The following is a 22,545-nucleotide window of genomic DNA, read 5'->3' on the forward strand; positions in this document are numbered from 1 at the left end:
CCCAGCGTGCATCGGTTAGCATAAGTCTTGGCATGGCTTGAGGTTATGGTTACTTTTGGCGAAGCAAATTATAACGTCTTGCCATGCTGTCTAAAAATCACTCTCGAAAGATCAACAGACCCTAGTAATACTCAAATCAATACCAATTTTTCAGTAACAACCGCAGGTACAGCAACCTTTAGTTACAGCAACACCCAAACTATGACCATTAGTCCTTTGCTCGGCAAATCCTGTCAAGGGAATCAAAGGGCATTAGTCAGCATCACTGACACCGCCAATAACCTCTCCCTTTGGCAAGTAGAGCTAACACCAACTCAACCTTAACGAAATAGATCTTCCACTTTGTCGGACTGTGTAAGTGCAAGCAGTCCGACGCTTTTTTTTAGCTTTATCTCACCTGTTGTTTAATCGCTTACTCTCGCAAAAACGGGCAATCGCGATACGGGAGCGCCTTGGTTCACTATCCAAAGCGCCTTTATCCTTTACGGCTTAGTATTTAGCTTGAAGATGTGGGGGCAATAACATAGCCAGACATGGGCAATGCTTTAGACCCAAACCCTCCTTCTCGATGAGAATAACTTTAGGTAGCGGCGGATCGCGGTTAGAATACTCACCCTGTTTTTCTTGGTTACTTTTTCGGAAACAATAATGTCCCATTCAGCGCTTAATTCTTTTGATGATTTTTACCAGCTTTTGGCTGACAGCTTGGCGAAGAATAGTCTGATCAAACTATTGTTGAGTAAGTACCGAGGGGCAGATAAAAGCCTGCAGCGCATTACGATTCGGCCGATTAGTTTGCAAAATGAGCCTATGCTGTCGTTTGTGTATCAACACCAGACAAATCACATCACTAAAAACCTGAGTTATGACGAAGGCTTAGCCAGCATAAAACTGTTACTCGGTAGCGATTTTAAGAGCGCCCACTTAGCTACGGCAGAGGCAGAAGTTCAGCTTGAGATCAGCAAAAAAGGCAAAGTCCAAATCAGCACACATAACGTTAAACAAACCGTCGCGGCGCCATTAGAACATGACCGTGAGAAAAAACGTTTTGTGGATATCGAACGGCCTTTCCTGACCAAGCTAGGAGTGACGGACAGCCAACATAATCTTATCCCTGCGATGTCGCGTAAATGGAAACAAATCAATAAATTTATTGAGGTTTTTAGCCAAGCACTCGAAGCCTCACCCCACAAGAATGATCAACCGATCAATGTGGTCGATTTTGGTTCAGGTAAAGGTTATCTCACCTTTGCAATCCATGATTACCTGCGCCACAGCCTTCACAACGATGCGCAGGTGACTGGGGTGGAATTACGCCAAGCCTTGGCCGATTTATGTAATGAAACGGCGGCAACGCTGGACCATCAAGGATTGTCGTTTGTCTGCGGCGATGTGAGAACCCATGCGCCTAAACAAACCGATGTGATGATTGCGCTGCACGCCTGCGATATCGCCACTGACTATGCAATTCATTATGGTATTCGCGCCAATGCCGACATCATCATGTGCTCGCCTTGCTGCCATAAACAAATTCGCCCGCAGATGCACAGCCCAGAGTTGTTCAAACCTATGCTGCAATATGGGGTGCACATGGGCCAACAGGCTGAAATGGTAACGGATTCATTACGTGCGCTATTTTTGGAAGCCAATGGTTATGCGACTAAGGTGTTTGAATTTATCAGCCTAGAACATACCAATAAGAATAAGATGATTTTGGCCGTTAAAAAGCCACAACAGAATCAGAAAGACAGCGCCGCAATCCTCGCGCAAATAGCTGACATTAAAGCCTATTACGGGATCAAGGAACACTGCTTAGAAACCTTACTCGCGCAAACCCAAGCCGATTAACGGCCGGCGGTTTACTGGCAAAGCATTAAAACTTTGCGCTCATCACAACTCCGTTGAAATTGAGGCAATCTTTAATTCTTTGCTGCTGCACCGCGCTGAGGGTGTCGATATCGTGGAAGGCAAACTCTGAGTGTTCGTGGCTTAAGTGGATCGGCAATGGCTCACCTTCTGCCCCATTTTTTGCCACCTCAGGCCTATCAGGCAATAGCAGTTCACAACGAAAGATAAAGGCTTGGGATTGATAGGCGCTGTGATAATACACGCCGCTCAAATAGTTAACCCGCACACTTAAGCCTAATTCCTCTTGGCATTCGCGCACCAAGGCCTCGTGAATCGTTTCACCAGGCTCGAGTGCGCCGCCGGGCAAGCCCCAAGCAAAATTACCGTAATTGGCCTTAAGCAATAGCACTTGCCCCTGCGCATTAGTGATAACCGCGTGGCTGCTCAATCTAAAGGTATCGTTAAAAGCCACTCAATTATCCTTGCACTTATATTCGGTACGTATTTGAGATATCAAATAAAATCACTTTGTAGCAAAGGTATTACAACTGGCGAGATTACCCGAATCAAACCCTGTCTTAAACCATTTCACCCGCTGCGCCGAACTGCCATGGGTAAAAGCATCGGGCTGTACGGCGCGACCCGCCATCTTTTGCAGACGATCGTCACCCACTGCACTGGCGGCGGCAATGCCTTCCGCTAAATCGCCTGCTTCAAGTAAGTTAAGTTGTTGATTAACATAATGCCCCCAAATACCCGCGTAACAATCCGCCTGTAATTCGAGTGCAACACTCAATTGATTCGCCTGCACTTTACTGCCAGATTGCTGGGCTTGGCGCACCTTAGCGCTAGTGCCCAGTAGATTTTGCACATGGTGGCCTACTTCGTGGGCAATCACATAGGCAAAGGCAAAATCGCCGGGCGCGCCTAAGGTTTTAAGCTCATCGAGAAAGCTAAGATCGATATATACCTTGCTATCGGCGGGGCAATAGAAAGGCCCAGACTGCGCCTGTCCCATACCGCAGCCAGTGGAGGTCATATTGCGATAAAGCACTAACTTAGGCTCTCGATATTGCCCCTTGAGCAACTGGCCCCAAACGGTTTCTGTGGTACCTAAAATGGCCGCCACAAACTGGACATTTTCATCCTGTACCGCTGTTGTTACGCTAGATTGGGATTGGCTAAGATTAGCTTGAGTGCTGGGGCCGAGTGACAGACCACCGGTAAAGTACTGAAAAGCAATATAAATGCTGCCGATGAGCAACACCACGCGGCCAAGTTTAGTTCTCAGTAAAAAGGGCAAGAACCTGAGTAACAAGGCACTCGGCACACCCGCCGATGCCATTTGCTGGCCGCGCCTATCTTCGATATTGGAGCTTCTGTCAGTGTCACGCCAGCGCATCGCATTCCTTCACTCAGTAGTTAAAACTCTCGTTAAACCGTTCGTTACATCGCTATTTGAGCCGCTTAGATGCACAGCTCTATTTCGTATTTGCACTCTAGCGCCTAGTGATTAAGAGTCTAGAGATTAAGAGTCTAGTGGTTATTTCACTTGAGTATCGCTTGTGGGCGCGTCTTTCAGTGAGCGTAAAAACAATCCTAAACCACCAAAGGCCAAAACGAGGATCACGATCAGTTCAAAGGCCGACATGGATTTAAAGTGGAATTGAATCGAGCTGATAACCCCCACAATCAAGGCCGTTAGCGAACCTAAACTCAGCAGCCAAGCTAACTTACTCTTAGCGTCAAAAAACACCATCACAATGCCGATAATAAACGGTAGCATCACCATGCCTGTGGTGATCGACATGCCTTGCCCAAAGGCGTTAACTCGATATAAGCCATAGCCGAGCCCAAAACTAGAGCTCACTTGTATTGCATTGAACAATAAATAGAATCCGCCACACATCATGGCAAGACCCATAAAAAATTGTCCCATCCCGCCCTGTGTTCCGCCCGCACCTTTCATAGATATCCTTTCTAAATTAACTATTTTTGAGTGGCTTGCTCTATGGCCGTTTTCAGCCGTTGTTTTTCTTCCGCTGCTTTTGCCTTTTGGTACTCGTCGAGATTTCTATCCGCCTCGGAAACGCAGCGCTGTTTATCTAGCATGGGCTCATAGGGATCGACATCGGTTCTGGCAGAACATGCTAATTCGGCACAGCCAGACATCAACAGTGAAGATAATAAGGCTAACATAATCAATAATATTTTCATCTTTAAAGCGCTCTAATTAGTACAACAATAATGACACGTTTAATCACAATGACATTAACAAGCTTGCTCTTTGCTGTATAACACTAACATTGACAGAAATAATACCAAGGCCAACACTCAATGGTGAATTTTCATACTCTTAAACGACGCGCTACAGCGACTTAAATATGGAGCTGCAATCCATTTACAGGCGCTAAAGTTAATATAAGGAATGCCCTTGAATACTCTATTGATTGGGAAAGGTGATCAACAGGTTCACTTAAATCTTAAGTATGCTAATCGTCATGGATTAATTGCCGGCGCCACAGGGACAGGCAAAACCGTGTCGCTGATGAGCCTAGCCGAAGGTTTTTCGCGCCAAGGCGTGCCGGTTTTCATCACTGATGTTAAAGGTGATATCTCAGGCCTAGCGATGGCGGGCACACCAAGTGAAGAGCTATTACAAAGGGCGGCGCAAATTGGTATTGAGGATTATCACAACGAAGCCAACCCTGCGGTGTTATGGGATTTAGCGGGCATTCAAGGCCATCCACTGCGTACCACCATCAGCGAAATGGGCCCAACCTTACTCAGTCGAATTTTAGAATTAAATGACACCCAAAGTGGCATCTTAGACATAGTGTTTCAACTAGCAGACGACCAAGGGTTATTACTGCTCGACTTAGATGATCTGCGGGCCATGCTGGCTTTAGTTGCTGAGGAGCGCAAAGAAGTCTCGGCCAAATACGGTTTGATCAGCGCCCAATCCCTCGCAGCGATTCAGCGAGCTGTGCTAGGACTAGAGCGCGATGGCGGCAAAGACTTTTTTGGCGAACCCGCGTTGCAGCTTGACGATCTTATGCGCACCAATTTACAGGGGCGCGGCATCATCAATTTGTTAGCGGCGAATAAGCTGATTTTAACGCCACGTTTATATTCAAGTTTTTTACTCTGGCTACTGTCAGAATTATTTGAGAATTTGCCCGAAGTCGGCGATCCCGAAAAACCTAAACTCGTGTTCTTTATCGATGAAGCACATTTACTCTTTGAAGGTTGTCCACCGAGTTTATTAAAACGCGTCGAACAGATCATGCGCCTTATTCGCTCAAAAGGCGTAGGCGTTTATTTTTGCTCGCAATTTCCTGATGATGTGCCGAGTGAAATTCTCGGACAATTGGGTAATCGCATTCAACATGCCCTGCGAGCTTACACGCCAAGGGATCAAAAGGCGGTCAAAACCGCCGCCGAAACCTTTGTGCCTAACCCCAAACTGGTTGTCAGTGAGGTTATTTCCCAGCTCGGCGTAGGCGAGGCTTTAGTGTCTATGCTGGCCGACAAGGGCGTGCCGACTATGGTCGAGCGCGCACTCATCGCACCGCCGCGTTGCCGCATGGGACCCGCCACGAATGAGGAGTTACAACAAGTCCGTGCCCAAAGCCCGATTGGTGGTAAATACGATCATGCCATCAACCGTGAATCGGCCTACGAACGCCTTAACCAAAGACGTAGTGGCGCTGCCACCAGCAACCCCACATCCACAGCAAGTGATGCAGCAAATGATGGCCAAACGGGTCAAAAAGCCGAAGAACAAGGTTGGTTCAGTGAACTTATTTTTGGTAATAAACGCCGCCAAGGTTTAGCTGAGACCTTGTCCAAGCAAGCGGCACGCACTGTCGGCAGCCAATTAGGCAAACAAATTTTGCGCGGCATATTAGGCGGGATGTTAGGTAAATCGAGCCGACGCTAGGCAATCCATAATTAGATCACATATTCGAAAGCTGTGTGATAGATCGCATATTTTTTATACAGGTTAACGCTAGCATTAGCGTTAATTATTCTAAGTGATCGATGGATCATGGTACGGAATTCGGTGATAAGATTATTTTGCTGTAATCGCTCATTGAGGCAAATCAATTCACAGATAATTATCAATGATTTTAAATATTTGTAATTTTAAAATGTTGTAATTCGAGATAAAAATTTCGCTTCAATCAGGACATCATGGAACAGGTTCAATTAAGTACGGCTTGCATGATTAGCCTGATGAATAACCAAAGAGTACATGGAGTTTTATATGAGTAAAGAGCAAAAAAACCGTAAAGAATCGAAGAAACAACCGCTGTTGTCTGCTAAAGAAAAGAAAGCAGCAAAACACGCGAAAAATGCCACTAAAGGTTTCTTAGATAACACTAAATAGTGTCTTGTTATTCAAAGGTTCATCCTCAAATAACACAAATAGGGTTAACTCAGGTTAGCCCTTTTTATTGTCAGTTTTTCCTTAAACCGACCTCGTTAAGCCCCACGATAGCGCCGCCGCAAAACCGCCTCAAATCTTCGTTTTATGATGCAAAAGTAGCAGCTATCGACTATAGCCTAATTGACCTTTTTCAGGTTTTATGTAGTTATATTAGGCTAACTCAAGCATATCCAGCTCAAAAGACCCTACATAACAATATAAAAAAATAAGGATATTTCATCATGAAAATCAAAAAACGTTTTGTTGCCGTCGGCGCTGCAGTAACATTAACTCTCAGCGCTGCCGCGATGGCTGCAGCTCCCGCTTTTATCAATATTCTCACTGGCGGTACCAGTGGCGTGTATTACCCTATTGGTGTAGCCCTATCGCAACTCTATGGCACTGGAATCGAAGGTTCTAAAACCTCAGTTCAAGCGACGAAAGCCTCGGTAGAAAACCTCAATCTACTGCAAGCGGGTCGTGGCGAATTAGCGCTCGCGCTAGGTGACTCAGTCGCAGCCGCTTACCAAGGTGATATTGATGCGGGCTTTAAAACGCCACTGGATAAAATCCGTGTGCTCGCCTCTGCTTACCCTAACTACATTCAAATAGTTGCCAATAAAGAGTCTGGCATTAAAACCTTGGCCGATTTAAAAGGGAAACGTATCTCTGTCGGCGCACCTAAATCGGGTACCGAACTCAATGCCAGATCAATTTTTAAGGCGGCCGGTTTAAGCTACGAAGACATGGGTAAGGTCGAATTTTTACCTTATGCAGAATCCGTTGAACTCATCAAAAATCGTCAGTTAGACGCGACCTTGCAATCTTCTGGTCTCGGTATGGCAGCCATCCGCGACTTAGCCGCGACTATGGCGATCAACTTTGTTGAAATTCCAGAGGATGTGATCGCTAAGATTAACAACCCTGCCTATCAACACGGCGTGATCCCAGCATCGACCTATGAAGGCCAAACCACTGATGTTTCAACCGTTGCCATTCAAAACCTGCTAGTGACGCAAAGCGGCGTGTCGGACGATTTAGCCTATCAAATGACTAAGATCATGTTCGAGCACTTAGACCGTCTCGGTAACGCGCACTCAGCCGCTAAATCTATTAGCTTAGAGAAAGCGACGAAAAATCTGCCGATACCGCTTCACCCAGGTGCAGAACGTTATTACAAAGAAGTAGGCGCACTCTAAGTTTTGGTGATATCTGTGCACCCTATTCCAAACTAAGCGATCGAGATGCCGTTGAATAACGGCATCTTTTTATATCCAAACAGCCTCAAACGGTAGAATTCAATCATTGATGCGCCTTGAATTGAAGCGGATCTGAAACTCGTATATTGGGGTAGCTTGGGTATATATATCGCCCTCTGTAGTCTAATGCTGTGAGGCATAATATGAGTGATCCCCAACAAGGTCTCAGCGCTAATACTGGCGATTGGCCCAAGGCGCTGTTCTATACCGCCTTAATTTTTTCTATTTTTCAAATCATCACTGCCGCTTTTCATCCCGTGTCGACGCAAGTACTGCGTGCAACCCATATTGGCTTTTTGCTGCTCGTGGTGTTTTTGAGTTATCCCGCCAGAGGTAAATCACAACCTTGGCAACCGCTCGCTTGGCTACTCGGTTTAGCAGGCATGGCAACGGCGGCTTATCAGTGGTATTTCGAAGCCGACTTAATTCAACGTTCTGGCGAGCTGACCGATGCGGACATGGTGATAGGTATCACTTTGATCGTATTGGTATTTGAAGCGGCGCGCCGAGTCATGGGCTGGGCACTACCGATTATCTGTGGCATTTTTTTGGCCTATGGCTTATTGGGTCAATACCTACCCGGCGATTTGATGCACCGCGGCTATGGCTTCGATCAAATTATCAACCAATTAGCCTTCGGCACCGAAGGCTTGTACGGCACACCAACCTATGTGTCGGCGACGTATATTTTCCTGTTTATTCTTTTCGGTTCCTTTCTAGAACAAGCCGGGATGATCCGTTTATTTACCGACTTTGCCATGGGATTATTCGGCCACAAGCTCGGCGGCCCTGCTAAAGTCGCTGTAGTATCATCGGCGCTGATGGGAACGATTACGGGATCAGGGGTGGCGAACGTCGTCACCACAGGGCAATTTACCATTCCATTGATGAAGCGATTTGGCTATCGCTCTGCCTTCGCCGGTGGCGTAGAAGCGACCTCAAGTATGGGCAGTCAGATCATGCCACCGATCATGGGCGCCGTGGCCTTTATCATGGCCGAAACCATTAACGTGCCCTTTATCGAGATAGCTAAAGCGGCATTGATCCCCGCACTACTTTATTTTTGCTCAGTATTTTGGATGGTGCACTTAGAGGCCAAACGCGCCAATCTTTGTGGCCTGCCAAAAGATCAATGTCCCGATCCTTGGGCGGCGATTAAAGAACGCTGGTATCTCCTTATCCCCTTGTTTATTTTGGTCTACTTGCTGTTTTCGGGCAGAACGCCGCTGTTCTCTGGCATGGTAGGGTTAGCCCTCACCTCGATAGTGATCTTAGGCTCGGCCATCGTCCTGCGGTTGTCATCAATGGCGATGCGGATTGCCTTTTGGATTGCCCTTGGGGTGTTATGCGCGGGCTTCTTCCAACTCGGGATTGGAGTCGTGTTTGGGGTTATCGCCCTGCTAGTCGCCATTTGTTGGTTTATTAAGGGCGGCAAAGAGACCCTCACAATTTGCTTACACGCACTGGTTGAAGGCGCGCGTCATGCTGTGCCTGTGGGGATTGCCTGCGCCTTAGTGGGCGTGATTATCGGCATAGTGTCACTCACAGGGATTGCCTCAACCTTCGCAAGCTACATTCTCGCCGTTGGCCAAGATAACCTGTTCTTGTCACTCGTGTTGACTATGATCACTTGCCTAGTGCTCGGTATGGGGATCCCGACGATTCCTAACTACATTATTACCAGCTCAATAGCCGCGCCCGCATTGCTTGACTTAGGCGTGCCCTTGATTGTGTCGCACATGTTTGTGTTCTATTTCGGCATCATGGCCGATCTCACGCCGCCCGTTGCCTTGGCCTGCTTTGCCGCAGCCCCGATTGCGAAGGAATCTGGGCTTAAGATCAGTCTGTGGGCGATTCGGATCGCCATAGCTGGCTTTGTCATCCCCTTTATGGCGGTTTACGATCCAGCCTTGATGCTCCAAGGTGACAGCTTATTAGCGACGGGCTTTGTGGTGCTGAAGGCAACGGTCGGTATTGGTATTTGGGGCGTGATCTTTACCGGATATCTATTACAAAAACTCTACTGGTGGGAACGCGTTATCGGCTTCCTCGCGGGGGCAAGTTTGATCCTTGCGACGCCATTGAGTGATGAAATCGGCTTTGGACTCGCGCTGTTGTTTATCGTGCAGCACAGTTGGCGCGCGCGCAAACTCAAACATCTAGCAGAGCAAGGATAACCCCTTGAGATTGTCACTCGTTGATAAGTCTAAGGTAAAGCTATGCTAGGCCTATGTTTAGGCCTAGCAGGTACTCTGTGGGCGCACGTGCCCACAGACCACTTCACCTTGGCATGGAACCACAGCATAGAGAAAATCCGCTGGGAGGAGGACTATAACATTACGCCACAAGGCTTAGTGTTAACCGAGGCGAGAGTGGAAGGCACGGGCGCGGGCATGGACATCCCAGACGATGCCTATCTTAAAAATGGCAGTTGGCATTATCGGCCCAAGCTCCCAATTCTGCCTAAATTACGTTTAGGCCGAACACCTGAAGCGGGAGATTTTGATATTTGTTTTGCGCAACATTCTGGCGAGGTTCAATGCCAAAGGATGAGCCATTGGATTGGCGCGCCGAACAAACAAGATGCGGCGGTTGAGCTTTGGAGTTGTGACTCCCCACCTTAGAAATTGCGATAAAAAAATACCCGTCAATTTAGACGGGTATTTTATAGTTTACGTTCTTACTTAAAGAGGTGAATAGGCTTGCAAGCACTCACTTAAGCGTGTTTAAGCATATACTTACGCTCAATTTCAGCTAGGCGTAGATTAAAATCTTGCAGATGTGCCAACATTTCTGCTTCAGCTTTCGTCTCATCTTTTGCGATAACCGCTTCGACAATGACATCGTGCAAGCCTAAAGGGTGAATTTCATCGGTCGGTGGCTGGAACTTAGTCGTTTGATTGCTCAATAAAACCAATAAGGATTTTACGATCGCTTCTAAAAAACGATTACCCGACATTTCAGCCAATAGATAATGTACCTGAGATCGTAAAATGACAGTATCCGGATATTCAGAGGTATCATTTTCATGGCTATTGGCCTCTTGTAGAGCCTTAGCTAGCGCCGGAGTGCAATTTTTAGCAGCCATTCTTGCTACTTGTGGCTCAATCAACATTCGAGCCTCACACAACTCTGGGAGCGAAAGCTTACCCATCATAAATAAATCATGGCAGGCATCACTTAAACGTTCAAAGGTCAAATGCTTAACAAATGCACCACCCGTCGCCCCTTGACGAATTTCAACTAACCCACCCGCTTCGAGACTCTTAATCGCCTCTCGAACCACAGTACGACTAACTTGAAATAGCTCGATTAATTCACGCTCGGAGGGCAACTTATCACCCGCCTTATAGTCGCCTCCTAAAATAGCATTTTTCAATTGCTGGCCAACTTCACTCGAAGCTTTTATCTGCTTAATAGGCTTGAAGATATGCAATTTATAATCTCGGATAGACTCAGTGGCGCCATTCTACCATAACACTCAGATAATTCGGCAAAAGTACTCCCGCATTTCCTACATTAGTGATTAAAAAATCTTCATCTTTGTTGATCAATGTAACATCTGTACGAATTTCGTAACTCGTTTCTCATATTCACTCTTACTCCGTTGCGAGCAAAGGTTATACATCATACATTTCACCTAAGAAGGTTAGCGATAACCTTTTAACTCGCTCGGACCATTCCGATCGGGACAAACAAAAATAAGGAAGATGATGATGAAAAAATCTTATTTGTCTTTGCTCGTGTTATCTGTGCTAGCAATTCCAGCCATTGCCGATACCAGCATTAATCAAATGTTTAGCCAAGGCACTCTAAAAGGTGAATTACGTTTATTCGATTTTACTCGTGATTTTGACGACTCTACGAATACCAAACACGATACTTCATTCGGTGGACTCTTTTATTACAACACTGCAAAGGTAAACGGTATTAGTTTTGGTACTAGTTTCGCTTCTGCTAATCCGATTTGGACCAACGACTCAGATGATGTATATGGTCTGGTTGCCCGTGATGCCAACGGTAATCATGATAACGTTAACCGCTTACAAGAGTATTTTGTCCAAGGCAATTGGTGGGATACTCAATTCAAATTAGGCGCGCAAGAACTGCGTACCCCTATGATGAATCCCCATGATATTCGCGCGATCCCACGGACGTTCCGCGGTTTCTCAGCAGAAAACAAGAGCATTGATAATCTTACGCTTTCTGCCCTGTATATTACCGATTCTATGGGATGGTCCGATAACAGTTTCGTATCAGTAAAAGACGCGGTACAAAGCGAGCTAGCAAGAGCGGGCGTTATCGCCGATGTAGCGGATAATCCTGTTTATGCCCTAGGAGCAAAGTATCTATTACCCTTTGAAACGGTCAAAACTGAAGTCAATCTGTGGCACTACCGCATGGAAGATGTCTTCAACCAAACCTATGCCAAAGTGAAATTATCCACTGATGTTGGTGCAACTAATCTGTACCTAACACCTTCCTATTTAACTCAGCAAGCAACAGGGGATGAAACAGGTGGCCAGCTCGATACCTATCAATATGGTTTCCACCTAGGCGCCAAATTTGCTGGAGCAGATATCACTTATATGTATGCAAAAACCGGAGATGACACAGTCCTCACCCCGTGGGGAGATGAAAAAGTGGTCATTCAGCAAGTGTACCAATCAGCAAGAGCAGATGAAGAAGTTAACGCTTTAAAAGTCGCTTATGACTTTGAAAAAATTGGTGTGAGTGGGCTAGAAGCCTATGCCTTTTACGGTCAATATGATGTTCCAACAGGTACAGCAAAAGACTTTAACGAGACTAACTTTTCAATTACTTATAAGTTCGATGGCGCCCTGTCAGGTCTAGGACTTAGAGCTCGTTATGCTCTAGTAGACGTTGATCAAGGTGAAGACTTTAACGATCTACGTTTATATGTCACTTATAAATTTGTCTTAGGTAAATAGTTTCATCCGTTTCAACTCCCCTGCACCAAACCTTATACGGGTGTATCAGCCTTGTTCGATACACCCAATTTTTGTACCGCAAAATCACCGATACCCAAGTAAAAGTTGCGGTAAACACTTTGACTTAAGGATTGAGATTATAATGGAAACAAAGAATTACTTACTTATTCCAGCCGTTGCTATGTCATGTTTTTTATTTAGCGGATGTGGAAATAACGATAACGCCGAAACCCCATTACCACAGTTAGCTCAGGCAACACCCGCCACACTGAATCTATGTAGTGAAATTGCTTCACAATATACTTTCAAAAATACTGTGATAACGAACTCACAAATTATTGCGGCTGGCAATGTTGAATATAGCGCTACTGAACGTTACCGAGCACCAGAACATTGTTTAGTGACTGGTTATATGAATGAAAGGATGGGAACTGGCATTGCGGGAGAAACCCGCTATGCGATCGGCTTTGAAATGCGTTTACCCACTAACTGGAATGGTCGATTCTATTATCAAGCCAACGGCGGTCTCGATGGCTCAGTCGCTAAGGCGGTTGGCCGCTTAGTGTTTTCCGCAGGCCCAGATTCTGCCGCCCTCAATGAAGGGTTCGCCGTCATAAGTTCTGATATGGGGCATCCAGCGCCAACCCCTTTCTTTGGTTTAGATCCTCAAGCAAGGCTTGACTATGGTTACAATGCTGTCGCCGAGTTAACGCCAATGGCGAAAGGTTTAATAGAAAAAGTATATGGTAAACAACCTGATAGATCATATTTTGCCGGTTGCTCTAACGGTGGTAGACACACTATGGTCGCGGCCAGTCGTTTTGCCGATATGTACGATGGCTTTCTGGTAGGCAATCCAGGATTTAACTTACCGAAAGCTGCAGTAGCGCAAATGTATGGTGTTCAAGAGTATTCAAAGCTGGTTGAATTTGATGGTCCTGATATTTTAGCCACACTACAAACCGCTATTACCCCTGAAGAATTCACTCTCGTTTCCCAAAAAGTCCTAGAGCAGTGTGATGCCCTTGACGGCGTGAGCGATGGCATGATTGCAGATACTTATTCCTGCCAAAAGACCTTTGACCTTGAACGTGATATCCCAACCTGTTCAAGTGGCAGAGATAATACCTGCTTAACCGCAGAGCAAAAGCAGGTACTCGGCAATATCATGGCTGGCCCCCATAACAGCAAGACAGGTGAAGCCATTTACACTGACTTCCCATACGATGCGGGTATCGGCGCATCTGGTTGGGCTTCTTGGGAATATAATATGGCGCTCAATAGAGACCCCGGTGCCGTTGGTTTTATTTTTAGTTCGCCACCAACCCCCTTTAATGGTGCAACTGAACAATCCAGTTTGGAATTTGTGCAATCATTTAGCATGGATGAGGATGTCCAACGGATCTATGCCACGGATTCGATTTACTCAGAATCGGGCATCGATTTTATGACACCACCCCAGCCAACGGATCTTTCGGCCATAAAAAATCGCGGCGCTAAGATGATGTTGTTCCATGGAACATCGGATCCAGTATTTTCAGCCAATGATACAGTGAACTGGTATAACGAATTAGCCGAGGCCAATGCTGGGCACGCAGAAACCTTCGCCCGCTTATTCCTTATCCCTGGGATGAATCATTGCGGCAGCGGCCCTACCACAGATAAATTTAACATGATCCGCGCATTGGTTGACTGGGTTGAAAAAGGAGTCGAACCCCAAAATATCACGGCTTCAGTGCGCCCTGAAAATGCCGAATTACCCAGTGATTGGTCAAAAAACAGAACTCGGGTCCTCTGTCCATACCCGCAATTCGCAAAATACAATGGTATAGGCAATGTTGAAGATGCCGCCAATTTTACCTGTGTCTCACCTAAATAATCCCTAGGGTATTAAAGCCCAAAGGCCACCTCAATACTGTTGAGGTGGCCTACCTCAAATCATGTTTATTTATAAATAGTCCCTATTTGTTAACTACTTAAACATGCATAAAATCAGACGCTCATATTTCCCGCGCCGCCAAACTTATTCATTCAATAAAGTCCTATATTAGATTGTTTTTAAAAAGAATAATCACATTCATCGCTCAAAACGCCAGCATTTTGTGAAGCACTGCAAAGATGTAATTAATACCTCTTTTGGTTTATTGTCATATGTCATACATTTAAAGGTATGTTGTTAATGAGGTGAAATTTAATCACTTTCGCACAACTGCATTTTACGTTTTTAAAGCAAGCAAACATATGTGGTTATACATAGATCCAGTGCCGTTGCTATAGGGGAACCTCTTTAGCAATGAGGGCCAAAGGAGTATTAAATGAGTAAAGAATCGAAAGAAATTGATCAATACACTGCTAGCGTCCTGCAAAATGGTATATCTCGAAGAACTTTCCTGACGCGAGCCGCGGTAGGCAGCAGTGGCTTAGCCTTCGCAAGTCTTGGTATGGGTTCTGCTAGCGCAGCACCGATTCAAGTTGGCACTGAATATGGTGAGATTGGTGGCGCAACCTTAGGTTTTCTACCTAAGCCAAAACCTATTGCCGATAAAGATATTGCGACAACCCAAACCTTTGATGTTGTTGTTGTCGGTGCGGGTGCTTCGGGCGTGCCTGCGGCTCTCTCCGCCAGAGAAAGCGGCGCAAGCGTTGCTTGTTTGCAAAAGCAAGCCATTCCCGTATCCCAAGGCAACACAGGCTCAGGTATTGATCTAAAAAACAGCGACAAATCGGCAATCGAATCCTTAGTCAGCCGTTTGATGGCGGACAACGCCCACCGCTCACACCCAGGTTTACTAAGACAATGGGCCTACAATTCTGGCGAAGCCGTGAATTGGGTTATTGACCGCGTTAAGCAAGGTGGCGGTCAGATTGTTGACCAAGGCACTAAACCGCAACATGGTATTCGCGGTATTGCGGACGAAGGTGACCGTCTAAATTTTGTGACCTCATTCTGCGGTCCTAAACCCTACACCACTGGCGATGCCATTCGTGCATTAGCTAAAACAGCCGAAAAAGCCGGGGTGAAATTCTTCTTTAACACGCCAGCACAACAGTTAATCCAAGATGAGTCAGGAAAAGTGATTGGGGTTATTGCCCAGACTCGTGATGGTAAGTACCACAAATATTTGGCTAAGAAAGGGGTCATCCTGTCTTCCGGTGACTACCAAAATAACAAAGCCATGTGTGATTTCTTCATCCCTGAACTGAAAAACTTTGAACGTAAGCAGATGGACCGCACCGGTGATGGTTTTGCTATGGCCTATTGGGCGGGTGGCGTGATCGAGCCCGTTGGCCACACAAAAATGCTCCATGACTTCGATGCGGGTCCAGCCTCAATGTGCGACATGCCATTCCTAGCCGTAAACCGTAAAGGTGAGCGCTTTGTGAATGAAAAAGTCGAGATGTCTTTGATGAATAACTACTTGAAAGATGAGCAGAACGCTGGTCATTACTCCCAAGTATTTGATTCAGACTATATGACACAAGCCAAAGATTGGCCTGGCCACCTCTATTCTCCTGAAGAACTAAAAGTCTACATGCCTGAAGAGCCTGGCGAGAAAAAGGGCGTCTACCCTTCTTTGACCAATACCTATTCTGCTAACACATTAGAAGAATTGGCAGTGAAACTGGAATGCGATCCAAAAACCTTTGTAGCTAACGTTAACCGTTACAACGAGTTATGCAAAAAAGGCAAAGATGAGGACTTCGGAAAACCGGCGAGCAAGATGGTGCCAGTACTCAAACCCCCATTCTACGGTATCCACCGTCGTATGCGAGTTTCTACTATCTGCTCCGGTATTCTCGTTAACGAAAACCACCAAGTGCTTGATGCCGATGGCAAGGAAATTCCGGGTTTATTCATTGTCGGCAACCTTGGAGCTGGTTTCTATGGTGGCGTTGACTATCCATTGACCGTATTCGGCTTGTCCCTAGGCCGTTGTTATACCTTCGGTTACTTAGCCGGCAAATACGTCGCCAAACTATAGCGCGCAAAGTCATCAAAAATGGAGGCTTGATCTTTGGGCATCCAGTTAAATGAACAATGGAATAACACAATGAAAAACTTAACAATTATGCTTTCTCTTGTCTTGAGTATTTTCGCTGGCAGCGCGTTAGCAAAAGACACTGTTCTACTCGATCAAACCCACGCAGCAAAAGGGGTAAAATGTGCCAGTTGCCATGGCAAAGAAGATCGTCAAGCTGTACCTATGCTTAAGTGTGTGCAATGCCACAACACAGAAAAGCTAGCGGCAAAAACAGCAGACGTGAAACCAGTTAACCCCCATAACAACCGTCACTTCGCGACTGAGACAGACTGTGCGAAATGTCATCATGTACACCAGAAATCTGAAAATTTATGTGTAAGCTGTCATCCACGATTTGACCTAGTGACACCATAAGTCGGCGTATCACAGGTAAGACTCTAAATAGCTGCTCCTATAATCTGGAATGGCTATTTAGAACGAAAAACCACCGCGAGGTGGTTTTTTATTTGGATGACTGATAGAAGCAATACCCATGCTTTCCTTGGTGTTTCACCCGGTACATGGCGGCATCGGCGCGATCGCAACTTTCGGCAAAACTATCGCCATCGCCATAAATATCGATCCCAATGCTCAAACCAATTTCCACTTCGCAGCCTTCTAGTAGAAATTTTTGTCGATACACATCGAGTAAGGACTGGGCGAGCATAGCTAAAGATTCTGTCTCGGAGGATGGCAGTAAAATCACAAATTCATCACCACCTAGCCGAGCGATCTTCGCTTGCTCACCCGAGTGAGACACTAAAGTATGCGCCACATGCATCAGCAAACTGTCGCCAAACTTATGGCCGTAATGATCATTTAAGGATTTAAAACCATCCAGATCGATAAAGAGTAATGCCCCATATATGCCCAGTTGCAAAGATTCATCGAATGCCTTGGCTATGGCTTGGCGATTCATCAAATTGGTGAGGGGATCGCTGTGAGCTAGGAGTGACAAATCAAGTTCGTAGCGTTTTTCTTGGGTGATATCGATATGACTGCCCATCATCCGCAGTGGCGTGCCATCGGGTAGACGCTCGACGATACGGCCACGATCCGACACCCAAGTGATGCTGCCATCTTTGTGTAGCATTCGGTGTACCACTTGATAATAATCGGCCTTACCATTGACATGGTCTTCAAAGGCTTTGATCACCCATTCTTTATCTTCTGGGTGTAATTTACTTTTCCAACTGTCGATATGCGCTGCCAGTTCTTCACGGCTGAAACCTAATAACTCACCCCAGCGCATATTAAATATGGTTAAATTCCCGCTTGGGATATGCTGTTCCCACAGGCACAAACCATTACCGTCGAGGGCGGCAAACAGTTTTTCTTCGGCACGACGATTCAACGCCGTTAAATTCGCGTTTTCCCGTTTGAGCTGAGCGATTTCAGCCTGAAGTTGTTTGATGTGTTCTGCTGCCGTATCCGATGCCACGAAAAATATTTTTCCTTAATTAGTCTCGGGTCAACACTTCAAGCAATTCGATTTCAAAGGTGAGATCAGAATTGGGTTTAATATGCGCGCCCACTTGGCGCTCGCCATAGGCCAAATGAGCTGGCACTAACAACTTACGTTTACCACCCACTTTCATCCCCATAATGCCTTGATCCCAGCCTTTAATCACACGGCCAGTGCCAATCACACATTGAAATGCCTGACCGCGGTCATAGGATGAATCAAATTGGGTACCATCCTGCAAAAATCCACGGTATTGGGTGGTGATCAAAGCGCCTTTTACCGCTTCTTTTCCTTCGCCCACTTGCAGATCGATTACTTCTAATTCGGTCATTTCTTCACTCTCTTTTCTTTTCGCACTAGGGCGTGATATGTAACTTATGCCAGATTTTATCACCGACGACCACGCTTGTCGGCGCTATTGCAATATTTCTGCCGCTCGGTGCACTGCTTAATCCTTGAGAATAAGGTCATCATGGGCGATAATATCATCACTCCCCCTTTAAATAACCGTCCTTTAGCCCAATATATTAATAATATCGACGTTTTATTTTGGAGCTTAGCCATGATTATTGCCTGCCCCCATTGCGATACGTTAAACCGTGTTCCCGATGAGCGTTTAACCCAGCAACCTACTTGCGGTAAATGTAAGCTCAGTGTCTTTACGGCTGCGCCGATTGAACTCACAAGCGCGAACTTTGCCAACCATGCCAATAAATCTGATCTCCCCCTAGTCGTTGATTTTTGGGCTAGCTGGTGTGGCCCATGCAAAAGCTTTGCTCCGGTGTTTTCCGCGGCGGCTAAGACGTGGGAGCCGCAATTTCGCTTCGGTAAAATCAACACTGAAGAACAGCAAGCCCTCGCGGCGCAGTTTAATATTCGCTCGATTCCCACTCTTATGATTTTCAAGCAAGGGAAAATACTCGCGCAGCAAGCGGGGGCTTTACCTCAGTCAGCCCTAAATCAATGGTTAAAAAACCATAGTTAACCGCAGGTAACTATTTCGCGCCCATAAAAATACCCAGACTCGCTGGGTATTTTGTTTACTAAAATCTCAATCTACCGATATCAGACATCCCAAAAAACATGGGCGATAATGCCTAGCACTATCATGCTGATAAAGTTGACTATCATACCGACCCGCACCATTTCCGATTGTTTGATATGGCCTGAACCATAAACGATCGCATTGGGCGGCGTCGCCACTGGCAGCATAAAGGCGCAGGACGCGGCAATACCAATCAGCACAGATAACATCACAGGCGATACGCCTAATGCCTCGGCAATTGCCGCAAATACAGGCACTAACAGTGCGGCACTGGCGGTGTTACTGGCAAATTCTGTTAGCATCACCACAAAGGCAATCACAGCAAACACAAACAATGACATGTGCGTGCTGCCGAAAATATCTGTCATCCAGTGGGCTAAAAACACACTGGTGCCTGTGCTTTTCAACACTGCGCTTAGCGTTAAACCACCACCAAACAATATCAGCACACCCCAATCAGTGGTTGATTCAATCTTTTTCCAGCCGACTAAGCCTAAGCCTGCGAGCAAAACAACTGCACCTAACGCCACTATGGTATCGAACTGAGTGATGCCACCTAATGCTTTGGCTAATGGCACACTGAAAATCCAACAACATACTGTCGCGAGGAAGATAAGCAGGGTGAACTTACCTTGGAACGTCAACTGCTGCGCTTCAACTTGTACATCGAACTTGGCTGAAAGATCCGGCTTAAAATACCAATACAAGGCGATCAACATTAATGGCAACATGAGAATAACGGTCGGAATACCAAACTTGAGCCAATCACTAAAACTCAAGCCAACTTGCGCCGCAGCAATCGCATTCGGTGGGCTACCCACTAAAGTACCGATACCGCCTATGTTGGCCGAATAGGCAATCCCAAGCAGTAAAAACACATAAGTACTGTGGTATTTTTCGCGGTCTAGTTGCTGCAAAATCCCCAGCGCCAATGGCAACATCATCGCCGTTGTGGCGGTATTACTGATCCACATAGAGAGCAGTGCCGTCACCCCAAACAGCATAAAGCAAGCGATACTGAGTTTGCCCTTAGAGGCCAAAAGTAGCTTTTGCGCTATTAAGGTATCAATCTTTTGATGGTGCAAAGCCGCTGCGAGTACGAAGCCACCGAAGAATAAATAGATGATAGGATTTGCAAAGCTACTCATCGCTTCTTTGGTTTCAAACACCCCAAAGAATACCGCGAGTATAGGCACGAGGATCGCGGTGATACTAATGTGGATCGCTTCGGTCAACCAAAGAATGCCAGCGAAAACCAGAATCGCCAGACCCGTGTTCACCCCTTGTTCGAAGGGTAAGCCGTAATAGAGTGCGAATAACAATACAATATCCGCCGCTAGGATCAGCATTTTCTTTTTATCGAGCCCCTCGCTGACGGGCGCTTTTTGAGGTGGAACAGTGCTTGAATCTGTTGATGACATGGTTACAACCTTAATACCATTTTATTTTGACGCAAATTTAGGGCATAGATCACACTTGGCAAAGCGGTTTATTTTGTAATTTTGCCACTTAGCAACCACACATTCTGCCGACTAAAAGCCCAGAAAAACCTTAAGTGAGATAAAAATCACCCATTTCTGATCTAAAGCCATGTGCAAAACTTTCAAACGAGCAAAAATCACGCAAAAGCTTGATAAAGCTGTAATTGAATAAGTGTTTAAAACTGTGACGTGGATCAGGTTTCACTTTAATACTAAGTGACAAACACTGAATTTAACCTTAAATAAAGTGGTTAACGCTAATTCAATCCTGTAACCACAGTTTTTGCCTATAAAACACCCATGAGTGTATTTACCACTCTTTGCCCCCTCAAGGTGACTGCAACTTAAAGCGATAACGTAAACGAACATACCAATGACAGAATTGCAGCTGGCATCAACTCAGTTTTATATTTCACGAATAACTTTCATTTTTCGCATTTAAAATGTTGGTTTACATACTTAAAAACTTAAATGGCATGGTGACGGAAAGAAGATTTAACCTTTTAAATCTATCTGATAATGCGAAAGGGCATCTGATTAGCTTCCCTGTAGAATTTGTGCAGGCGCTTGCCACTTCACTCCAGCAAGTGCTCGATAACGTCTCCTAGTGGTTCCATCATTTGTTTGATGCAAAACTGTGTAGAAATTAAAAATGTTTCAAACCATCAAAGCCGAAAACAACCCTAGAACCCTACTCAAATAAATAACATTTACAACTCAATATCCCTATGAATAATAAACACAAATATTATTCACCATCTCAGTCAATCTAACTCACTTTACCCCGCGAGCAATCCAACCTAGAGTCGCGCCCGTATTCTCGTCTCCTGTTCATTTTTTACCTATTTTGGTACCGCTTGTGGAAAATATGCTGTCAGCTCAACCCAATCAAAAGCCAGGGCTGTTTGTGCCTGTGGCAGGACTCAGTTTATTTGCTTTAGCGTCAGGCTACTTGATGAGTTTGATCCCACTCTCGCTCACTTACTTTGATTTGAGCCTTGATCTTGCACCTTGGCTGGCGAGTATTTTCTACCTTGGCTTATTACTAGGTGCACCTTGTATTGCACCGATTGTCAGCCGCATAGGTCACAGTAAGGCCTTTATTTTGTTCTTAAATATCTTACTGTGCAGCGTTGTGCTAATGGTGCAACTGCCACAGAGCAGTGTTTGGTTAGTATCACGCCTGATTGCAGGCTTGGCTGTTGCAGGGATTTTTGTGGTGGTCGAGTCTTGGTTACTTATGGCCGACACCCAAAAACAACGGGCAAAACGCTTAGGCTTATATATGACCGCCCTCTACGGTGGCACTGCCATTGGGCAACTTGCCGTAGATTATTTAGGCACCACGGGTAATTTACCCTACTTGGTAGTAATAGGTTTGTTGGCAGCGGCCAGCTTACCCGCACTGTTAGTTAAACGCGGCCAACCGCAGTCCAGTGAACAACACGCTATTGCTCTTTCTGACCTTAAAACCTTAAGTAAACCTGCCATTGCTGGCTGTTTAGTCTCAGGATTATTACTCGGTCCCATCTACGGTTTATTGCCTGTGTATGTGTCGCAAGACATGGGTTTTGCCCAGCAGACGGGGCAATTTATGGCGCTGATCATTATGGGCGGCATGATAGTTCAACCCTTAGTGAGCTATTTATCCCCGCGTGTTGAAAAGAGTGTGTTGATGACCGCCTTTTGCTTAGTGGGTGCGGCGGCGCTGTTGTTACTGATACAAACATCGCTTGTGGGATTATGGTTAGGTTTTGTGTTACTCGGTGCCTGCGCCTTTGCTCTCTATCCCATCGCCATCAGTCTGGCGTGCGATCATTTACCCAGCAGCCAAATCGTCTCCGCCACTCAGATTATGTTGCTCAGTTATTCTGTGGGTTCGGTTATTGGTCCGGTTGCCGCCAGTCGTTTTGATGATGTAGAACATGGCTTACCGCTCTACTTAGCAGCAAGCTTTTTAGTCACGGTTTGCTATCTAAGTGCGCACTTACTCGCCCGAAGCAAAGCCCGCCTACCCACAGCGAAGGCTTAGCCCTGAGCC

General features: G+C 45.9%; 21 protein-coding genes. 13 read left to right on the forward strand and 8 right to left on the reverse strand.

Annotated elements, in window-relative coordinates:
• Nucleotides 1-45: 45 nt before the first annotated feature.
• Entirely contained in the window at nucleotides 46-324 is a 279-nt protein-coding gene (locus tag K5Q99_RS12900) for a hypothetical protein (RefSeq protein ID WP_220777096.1), read from the forward strand.
• A 324-nt stretch (nucleotides 325-648) separates the two neighbouring features.
• The gene (locus tag K5Q99_RS12905) at nucleotides 649-1,848 is read left to right on the forward strand and encodes a class I SAM-dependent methyltransferase (RefSeq protein ID WP_220591255.1); all 1,200 of its coding nucleotides are present in this window, start codon (nucleotides 649-651) and stop codon (nucleotides 1,846-1,848) included.
• Between the two features lie 25 nt (nucleotides 1,849-1,873).
• Here K5Q99_RS12905 and K5Q99_RS12910 read toward each other — a convergent pair whose 3' ends face one another.
• The 4 genes from K5Q99_RS12910 to K5Q99_RS12925 form a co-directional block, all read right to left on the reverse strand.
• Nucleotides 1,874-2,320, reverse strand: coding sequence for an NUDIX hydrolase (locus K5Q99_RS12910; RefSeq protein ID WP_220777097.1), 447 nt, complete (start codon nucleotides 2,318-2,320; stop codon nucleotides 1,874-1,876).
• A gap of 51 nt (nucleotides 2,321-2,371) precedes the next feature.
• On the reverse strand, nucleotides 2,372-3,250 hold the full coding sequence (ypfJ, locus tag K5Q99_RS12915) for a KPN_02809 family neutral zinc metallopeptidase (protein ID WP_220777098.1): 879 nt from the start codon (nucleotides 3,248-3,250) through the stop codon (nucleotides 2,372-2,374).
• A gap of 141 nt (nucleotides 3,251-3,391) precedes the next feature.
• Nucleotides 3,392-3,817, reverse strand: coding sequence for a hypothetical protein (locus K5Q99_RS12920; RefSeq protein ID WP_106648287.1), 426 nt, complete (start codon nucleotides 3,815-3,817; stop codon nucleotides 3,392-3,394).
• A 20-nt stretch (nucleotides 3,818-3,837) separates the two neighbouring features.
• Nucleotides 3,838-4,065 carry a hypothetical protein gene (locus K5Q99_RS12925; protein ID WP_106648288.1) on the reverse strand — a complete coding sequence of 76 codons (228 nt, stop codon included), beginning with the start codon at nucleotides 4,063-4,065 and terminating at the stop codon, nucleotides 3,838-3,840.
• A gap of 217 nt (nucleotides 4,066-4,282) precedes the next feature.
• Between K5Q99_RS12925 and K5Q99_RS12930 the strand changes: the two genes are divergently transcribed.
• From K5Q99_RS12930 to K5Q99_RS12945, 5 genes are all read left to right on the forward strand, one after another.
• On the forward strand, nucleotides 4,283-5,791 hold the full coding sequence (locus K5Q99_RS12930) for a helicase HerA-like domain-containing protein (protein ID WP_220777099.1): 1,509 nt from the start codon (nucleotides 4,283-4,285) through the stop codon (nucleotides 5,789-5,791).
• Between the two features lie 327 nt (nucleotides 5,792-6,118).
• Nucleotides 6,119-6,241 carry a hypothetical protein gene (locus K5Q99_RS22735; protein WP_006079924.1) on the forward strand — a complete coding sequence of 41 codons (123 nt, stop codon included), beginning with the start codon at nucleotides 6,119-6,121 and terminating at the stop codon, nucleotides 6,239-6,241.
• 281 nt (nucleotides 6,242-6,522) lie between these two features.
• Nucleotides 6,523-7,479 (forward strand): TAXI family TRAP transporter solute-binding subunit, encoded by a 957-nt coding sequence (locus K5Q99_RS12935; protein ID WP_006079923.1) that lies wholly within the window; start codon nucleotides 6,523-6,525, stop codon nucleotides 7,477-7,479.
• A 203-nt stretch (nucleotides 7,480-7,682) separates the two neighbouring features.
• A complete protein-coding gene (locus tag K5Q99_RS12940) occupies nucleotides 7,683-9,716 on the forward strand; it encodes a TRAP transporter permease (protein ID WP_220777100.1) in 2,034 nt (677 codons plus the stop codon).
• Nucleotides 9,717-9,758: 42 nt separating this feature from the next.
• Complete coding sequence (locus K5Q99_RS12945; RefSeq protein WP_220777101.1) at nucleotides 9,759-10,163, forward strand: DUF1850 domain-containing protein; 405 nt, start codon at nucleotides 9,759-9,761, stop codon at nucleotides 10,161-10,163.
• Nucleotides 10,164-10,255: 92 nt separating this feature from the next.
• Here K5Q99_RS12945 and K5Q99_RS12950 read toward each other — a convergent pair whose 3' ends face one another.
• Entirely contained in the window at nucleotides 10,256-10,975 is a 720-nt protein-coding gene (locus K5Q99_RS12950; RefSeq protein ID WP_220777102.1) for a FadR/GntR family transcriptional regulator, read from the reverse strand.
• 277 nt (nucleotides 10,976-11,252) lie between these two features.
• Here K5Q99_RS12950 and K5Q99_RS12955 point away from each other — a divergent pair, with 277 nt between their 5' ends.
• The 4 genes from K5Q99_RS12955 (at nucleotide 11,253) to K5Q99_RS12970 (ending at nucleotide 16,888) form a co-directional block, all read left to right on the forward strand.
• Nucleotides 11,253-12,491, forward strand: coding sequence for an OprD family outer membrane porin (locus K5Q99_RS12955; RefSeq protein ID WP_220777103.1), 1,239 nt, complete (start codon nucleotides 11,253-11,255; stop codon nucleotides 12,489-12,491).
• Nucleotides 12,492-12,633: 142 nt separating this feature from the next.
• Nucleotides 12,634-14,370 (forward strand): tannase/feruloyl esterase family alpha/beta hydrolase, encoded by a 1,737-nt coding sequence (locus tag K5Q99_RS12960; protein WP_220777104.1) that lies wholly within the window; start codon nucleotides 12,634-12,636, stop codon nucleotides 14,368-14,370.
• Nucleotides 14,371-14,806: 436 nt separating this feature from the next.
• A complete protein-coding gene (locus K5Q99_RS12965; RefSeq protein WP_220777105.1) occupies nucleotides 14,807-16,474 on the forward strand; it encodes an FAD-dependent oxidoreductase in 1,668 nt (555 codons plus the stop codon).
• 69 nt (nucleotides 16,475-16,543) lie between these two features.
• Entirely contained in the window at nucleotides 16,544-16,888 is a 345-nt protein-coding gene (locus tag K5Q99_RS12970) for a cytochrome c3 family protein (protein ID WP_220777106.1), read from the forward strand.
• Nucleotides 16,889-16,976: 88 nt separating this feature from the next.
• On the opposite strand, the gene K5Q99_RS12975 is transcribed toward K5Q99_RS12970, so the two are convergent.
• The gene (locus K5Q99_RS12975; RefSeq protein ID WP_220777107.1) at nucleotides 16,977-17,954 is read right to left on the reverse strand and encodes a sensor domain-containing diguanylate cyclase; all 978 of its coding nucleotides are present in this window, start codon (nucleotides 17,952-17,954) and stop codon (nucleotides 16,977-16,979) included.
• Between the two features lie 19 nt (nucleotides 17,955-17,973).
• Nucleotides 17,974-18,309, reverse strand: coding sequence for an FKBP-type peptidyl-prolyl cis-trans isomerase (locus tag K5Q99_RS12980; protein WP_011845636.1), 336 nt, complete (start codon nucleotides 18,307-18,309; stop codon nucleotides 17,974-17,976).
• Between the two features lie 231 nt (nucleotides 18,310-18,540).
• Between K5Q99_RS12980 and trxC the strand changes: the two genes are divergently transcribed.
• Complete coding sequence (gene trxC / locus K5Q99_RS12985) at nucleotides 18,541-18,963, forward strand: thioredoxin TrxC (protein WP_220777108.1); 423 nt, start codon at nucleotides 18,541-18,543, stop codon at nucleotides 18,961-18,963.
• A gap of 80 nt (nucleotides 18,964-19,043) precedes the next feature.
• On the opposite strand, the gene K5Q99_RS12990 is transcribed toward trxC, so the two are convergent.
• The gene (locus tag K5Q99_RS12990) at nucleotides 19,044-20,444 is read right to left on the reverse strand and encodes a DASS family sodium-coupled anion symporter (protein ID WP_220777109.1); all 1,401 of its coding nucleotides are present in this window, start codon (nucleotides 20,442-20,444) and stop codon (nucleotides 19,044-19,046) included.
• 928 nt (nucleotides 20,445-21,372) lie between these two features.
• Here K5Q99_RS12990 and K5Q99_RS12995 point away from each other — a divergent pair.
• Nucleotides 21,373-22,536 carry an MFS transporter gene (locus tag K5Q99_RS12995; RefSeq protein ID WP_220777118.1) on the forward strand — a complete coding sequence of 388 codons (1,164 nt, stop codon included), beginning with the start codon at nucleotides 21,373-21,375 and terminating at the stop codon, nucleotides 22,534-22,536.
• The last annotated feature ends 9 nt before the right edge of the window (nucleotides 22,537-22,545 follow it).

Origin of the sequence: Shewanella hafniensis, assembly GCF_019655335.1 — a bacterium.
Classification (GTDB): Bacteria; Pseudomonadota; Gammaproteobacteria; order Enterobacterales; family Shewanellaceae; genus Shewanella; species Shewanella hafniensis.

Coding starts and splice junctions, on each gene's coding strand:
- K5Q99_RS12935 (WP_006079923.1), top strand. CDS start 6,523: ATGAAAATCAAAAAACGTTTTGTTGCCGTCGGCGCTGCAGTAACATTA.
- K5Q99_RS22735 (WP_006079924.1), top strand. CDS start 6,119: ATGAGTAAAGAGCAAAAAAACCGTAAAGAATCGAAGAAACAACCGCTG.
- K5Q99_RS12925 (WP_106648288.1), bottom strand. CDS start 4,065: ATGAAAATATTATTGATTATGTTAGCCTTATTATCTTCACTGTTGATG.
- K5Q99_RS12945 (WP_220777101.1), top strand. CDS start 9,759: ATGCTAGGCCTATGTTTAGGCCTAGCAGGTACTCTGTGGGCGCACGTG.
- K5Q99_RS12905 (WP_220591255.1), top strand. CDS start 649: ATGTCCCATTCAGCGCTTAATTCTTTTGATGATTTTTACCAGCTTTTG.
- K5Q99_RS12970 (WP_220777106.1), top strand. CDS start 16,544: ATGAAAAACTTAACAATTATGCTTTCTCTTGTCTTGAGTATTTTCGCT.
- K5Q99_RS12940 (WP_220777100.1), top strand. CDS start 7,683: ATGAGTGATCCCCAACAAGGTCTCAGCGCTAATACTGGCGATTGGCCC.
- K5Q99_RS12900 (WP_220777096.1), top strand. CDS start 46: ATGGTTACTTTTGGCGAAGCAAATTATAACGTCTTGCCATGCTGTCTA.
- K5Q99_RS12955 (WP_220777103.1), top strand. CDS start 11,253: ATGATGAAAAAATCTTATTTGTCTTTGCTCGTGTTATCTGTGCTAGCA.
- ypfJ (WP_220777098.1), bottom strand. CDS start 3,250: ATGCGCTGGCGTGACACTGACAGAAGCTCCAATATCGAAGATAGGCGC.
- K5Q99_RS12920 (WP_106648287.1), bottom strand. CDS start 3,817: ATGAAAGGTGCGGGCGGAACACAGGGCGGGATGGGACAATTTTTTATG.
- K5Q99_RS12995 (WP_220777118.1), top strand. CDS start 21,373: ATGCTGTCAGCTCAACCCAATCAAAAGCCAGGGCTGTTTGTGCCTGTG.
- K5Q99_RS12990 (WP_220777109.1), bottom strand. CDS start 20,444: ATGTCATCAACAGATTCAAGCACTGTTCCACCTCAAAAAGCGCCCGTC.
- K5Q99_RS12980 (WP_011845636.1), bottom strand. CDS start 18,309: ATGACCGAATTAGAAGTAATCGATCTGCAAGTGGGCGAAGGAAAAGAA.
- K5Q99_RS12965 (WP_220777105.1), top strand. CDS start 14,807: ATGAGTAAAGAATCGAAAGAAATTGATCAATACACTGCTAGCGTCCTG.
- K5Q99_RS12960 (WP_220777104.1), top strand. CDS start 12,634: ATGGAAACAAAGAATTACTTACTTATTCCAGCCGTTGCTATGTCATGT.
- trxC (WP_220777108.1), top strand. CDS start 18,541: ATGATTATTGCCTGCCCCCATTGCGATACGTTAAACCGTGTTCCCGAT.